6 protein-coding genes are annotated in these 4,193 nt (G+C 58.8%); 2 read left to right on the top strand and 4 right to left on the bottom strand.

The window, feature by feature from the left end; translation table 11 throughout:
* Positions 1 to 148 precede the first annotated feature (148 nt).
* Entirely contained in the window at positions 149 to 910 is a 762-nt protein-coding gene (locus tag HKN37_03645; GenBank protein ID NNE45733.1) for a dimethylargininase, read from the top strand.
* Between the two features lie 88 nt (positions 911 to 998).
* Here the strand turns inward: HKN37_03645 and HKN37_03640 are convergent, their stop codons facing one another.
* The gene (locus HKN37_03640) at positions 999 to 1,991 is read right to left on the bottom strand and encodes an FAD:protein FMN transferase (GenBank protein NNE45732.1); all 993 of its coding nucleotides are present in this window, start codon (positions 1,989 to 1,991) and stop codon (positions 999 to 1,001) included.
* 1 nt (position 1,992) lies between these two features.
* Complete coding sequence (locus HKN37_03635) at positions 1,993 to 2,601, bottom strand: hypothetical protein (protein NNE45731.1); 609 nt, start codon at positions 2,599 to 2,601, stop codon at positions 1,993 to 1,995.
* Positions 2,602 to 2,708: 107 nt separating this feature from the next.
* On the opposite strand from HKN37_03635, the gene HKN37_03630 reads away from it, so the two are divergent.
* Positions 2,709 to 3,167 carry a hemerythrin domain-containing protein gene (locus HKN37_03630; GenBank protein NNE45730.1) on the top strand — a complete coding sequence of 153 codons (459 nt, stop codon included), beginning with the start codon at positions 2,709 to 2,711 and terminating at the stop codon, positions 3,165 to 3,167.
* Positions 3,168 to 3,349: 182 nt separating this feature from the next.
* Here the strand turns inward: HKN37_03630 and HKN37_03625 are convergent, their stop codons facing one another.
* Positions 3,350 to 3,931: an RnfABCDGE type electron transport complex subunit A gene (locus HKN37_03625; GenBank protein ID NNE45729.1), complete on the bottom strand. Its 582-nt coding sequence runs from the start codon at positions 3,929 to 3,931 to the stop codon at positions 3,350 to 3,352.
* The coding region (locus HKN37_03620) for an electron transport complex subunit RsxE (protein NNE45728.1) at positions 3,928 to 4,193 on the bottom strand (266 nt) is incomplete at its 5' end. The genes HKN37_03625 and HKN37_03620, both read right to left, overlap by 4 nt.

Below are 4,193 nucleotides of genomic sequence, written 5' to 3'. Positions count from 1 at the left end.
ATTCAGGGATGAGTCGAAATCCCGTTTTGTATGGTTGTCTGAATTCCCCAGTGCATGCGAGGTTCGTGCGGGAATTGTTGATAATTTGGGAATCCTGCGTGTAGAAGCAGGCCCGCTCTATGTATCGGACGACTGGCATTCAAATTCAATGTTGACCTGTTTCACACGCGACGTGGGCCCGGCTCTTGGTGATTGTGAGCTTACGCATGCTCCCAGGCAGTCGGTTGACGTCGAAAAGGCCCGGACTCAGCACGCAGCATACGAGGACGCACTGAGGGCACTGGGAGCCCATGTTGAGCGTCTGTCGCCGGCCCCGCGTGCCCCCGATGGGGTGTTTGTCGAGGACACCGCTCTGGTGCTGCCCGAGGTGGCCGTAATTTTGCGCCCGGGGGCGCCCTCGCGGCGGCCAGAGACGAAGTCGGTGGCGAAGGCGCTCGGTGCTTTTCGAGAACTGCGTACCGTCCGGTCGCCCGGCACGATCGACGGAGGGGATGTATTACGTGTGAAAATGAAGCTCTTCGTGGGCCGCTCATCGCGCACCAACGCTGACGGGATTGATCAGCTCTCCACGGTCGTCGCCGAATTCGGCTACCAGGTTTTTCCGGTAGGGATCCGCGAGTGTTTGCACTTGAAATCGGCCGTCACTCAGATCGGTCCCAACCTGCTACTCGTGAACCGGGACTGGTTGCTGGACTTTCCGTTCGGCGACATGGAGATGATCGACGTCGACCCCGATGAGCCGGCTGCTGCAAATGCGCTGATGATCAACGGGACCGCGATATACCCCGACAATTTTCCGGCCACGGCTGAACGGATGCGACGTAGCGGGGTTCGGTTGGCCGCGGTAGACGTGTCGGAGATTCAAAAGGCCGAAGGCGGCGTGACGTGCTGCTGCATTCCGCTCTGGTGAGAAAGACCGGGAATGATGATGGCCGCGGCATCGACGACTGCGGTGGGTTGGACCGATCAGGCCTCGGGAAGCCCACCGTTCTCAGAGCTCAGAACGGGGGTTCGTCGAAATACTCCGGCATTCCTGTGCTGTGGTGCATGACGCCCGCGCTGTCGACGACCAGCGCTTCCACGTCCGGCATGTCGTCGATCATCGCAAGGCCGGCCTCAGCTCCAAGCACGAACAGAGCTGTTGCCAGTGCATCTGCGCTTTCCGTCGTGCTGGCTACGACCGTAACGGTCCGTGACCCACGTGCGGGCGTACCACGTGCGGGATCAAGTATGTGATGGTATCGAATTCCGTTGTGCTCGAAAAATTGTTGATAGTCGCCCGAAGTCGCTGCCGCGATGTCTTGCAGGTTCAGTACAACCACGACGTCGTCCGCATCGTCCGGATCGCGAACGCCTATCCTCCAGCGTTTGCCCGCACGCGAACCGAAAGAGTAGAGGTCCCCGCCCGCATTTACGATACCGGCCTCGACCCCGGACTCAGTGAGAATCGCAACCGCCCGGTCCACGGCATATCCCTTGGCAATCCCGCCGACAGCCACAGCCAATGCGGCCGTATCCTTGACGACGTATCCGTCAACGCCGACACGATATCGTTCGTAGCCAACCGACCTGAGACGTTCCGTTCTCGCTGAAGCGGTTGGCGGCATCGGCTCGGCAGCCTCGAAGTCGTAGAGATCGGAGACTGGTTTGATGGTCGGGTCGAATGCTCCGCCGGTCTCGCGTGCAATTATCTGCGCTCTTGTCAGAAATTCCAGCGCCTCCTGCGGGACTGCCAGACTGTCGACTGCCTCGTTGATCCCGTACACCGCGCTGAGAGTATCGTCCTCCCACAACAGGCGCGATACCCGTTCCATCTCGTTGTGGGCAGCGGCTACTGCGGCTCGTGCGACCTCGCCATCTGAAGCGACAACGGTGTAGTCAACAACCGTACCCATCGAGAACCGGGTGAAGCGGTACGTCTCATCTTCGTCCGTCGCGCGACATCCGACGAACAACAACAGAATCAAGCCTGACGCGCGTGAGACCCTCATCCTAACCCGTGATCGCATCAAGCGCACTGCCGGAATGGCCCAGGGTCGCCACAACTCGGTTCGGTGCACAGATAATCCGGCCAGACCGGACGGCTCCCGATCGCATACACAGTTCGTGGCGGCAGGAGGAGCGGACGACGGTGAGCTGCCCGTCGGACAGGGAGAAGACCGTGTCTCCTTGAGCACCGCGCACGGTGATGTTTTCAAATGCCCGGTCACGACGAACGGTGTCCACAATCCGACCGTCGTACTCGAACACCACATGACTGCTCGACGATTCGGCGCGCGGCTCCACCGAAACGAGCGCTGTGCCCGGCGATCTCCTGCTGCGCAGGTCGACGACAAGCTGTTTCAGGCGCGGATCCAGGTTGGCCGTCCTCCCCGGATCAACGACGCGTCCATTTCGGATGATGGTCAGATCCTGCGCCGCAGGCGCGATGGCTCGTGTGTCGATCCGCACGGTGGCGCGATCGATTGCACTCGTCGACAGCATGGCCGCAACGGCCGAACGGGGGTTGTCCGTAATGAGGAAGTACGAATCTTGCGAAGGCCCAGCCGTGATTCGTTGCGAAATCAACGCCGCCGGTAGGCCGGCCGCTAGTATTTTCATCCAATCACGACGATTCATTGTTCAACCTCAAGCCAGGTTTTTCGTAATCTCTTACTGAAGCCGCTCGATGTCGGACGACATCCCGAACAAGATCAAAGAGGCCGGAAATGGCAGATAAAAAGTCAAATATCGCCAGTCGAATAGAGGAGGAGCACGCCAGTTTACGGCAACTCATGAAAGTCATCGGCGAGTCCGTTGGCCGTGATCCCGAGGGCGATTTCGGGGAGTGGAAGCTCGAACTTATCTGGACACTTCGAGATTTCCAGAACGAGTTGGTCAAGCATTTCGACCTCGAAGAGGACGGGGGGTTTATGGATGACGTGATCCGCAAGGCTCCGCAGGAAAGCAAGAAGGCCGAGGTTCTCGAGATGGAGCACCGTGAGTTTCTGGATGAGCTGGATAGCATCACGGATGTGTTGAAGCAGATGAACGAGCAGAACACGTCAGCACTGCCGACGGTCCGGGAGAGAGTACTGGCGCTGATAAACAAGCTTCATGATCACGAGGCATCAGAGCGCGACCTCATCTACACTGTCTATTTCCAGGACATCGGAGTCGGCGACTAGTCCCGGAATCTTGCACGCCTCGAAACCGAGGCAAACTCCACAGCTGCCGAATCGCCCTCGCAGGACGTCAGCGTCTTCACTCATTCCCGGAGTCAGACGCCGGACCCACGCCTGGAAGCCCACCCAGGCCGTGAGGAGCAGGCCAAGCAGGACGGTTGTTATTACCAGGTGGTAGAGCATCTTTATCCTCCGAGTCCGGCAAACCCCATAAAGCACAGGGATAGCAGTCCGGCAAGCATGAGTACGATGCCGGTACCCTTTATCACTCCCGGAACGTCCGAGAGTTCGAGTTCTTCCCGGATTCCCGCCATGATGACGATCGCAAGCATGAAGCCGGCGCCGGCTCCCAGCGCGTAGACGAGCGACTGCACAAAATCGTACTGCTTACTCGTCTGAAACAGTGCAAGGCCAAGGATCGCGCAGTTCGTCGTGATAAGGGGCAGGAAGATTCCCAGTGCTCGAAACAGGGTCGGGCTGAATTTGCGGATAAACATCTCGACCAGCTGCACCGCCGAGGCAATGATCACGATATAAGAGATGATCTGCAGATACTGTGCATCGATGGCCACGAGCGCCTTGTGTACACCGAATGCGCAGACGGAGCTGACGAACATCACGAACGTCACCGCCATGCCCATTCGCGTGGCCGTTTCAAGCTTGCGCGACACACCGATGAACGGACAGATACCCAGGAATGCGCTGAGCACGAAGTTGTTGATCAGCGCGGCATTGATGAAGACGAATGTGAGGGATTCTGAGTTCATTGCGTAGCGAGCCTCCCCCTCGTCTTCTTTCGTTCTCTCAGCCAGTTGAACAGGAGCAACCAGGCTCCGAGCACGAAAAACGCCCCGCCGGGGAGGACCATGACAACCCATGGCTCGTAGTTGGGGCCGAAGACGGGGATGTCCATGAACGTGCCGTTGCCCAGCACCTCTCTGACAATGCCGAGGCATAGCAAGGCGACGGTGAAGCCCGCACCCATGCCGAGAGCGTCGAGTACCGATCGTCCGATGCTGTTCTTTGACG

Source organism: Rhodothermales bacterium (assembly GCA_013002345.1).
In the GTDB taxonomy this organism is placed as follows: domain Bacteria; phylum Bacteroidota; class Rhodothermia; order Rhodothermales; family JABDKH01; genus JABDKH01.
This window is presented reverse-complemented; position numbering and strand designations above follow the sequence as displayed.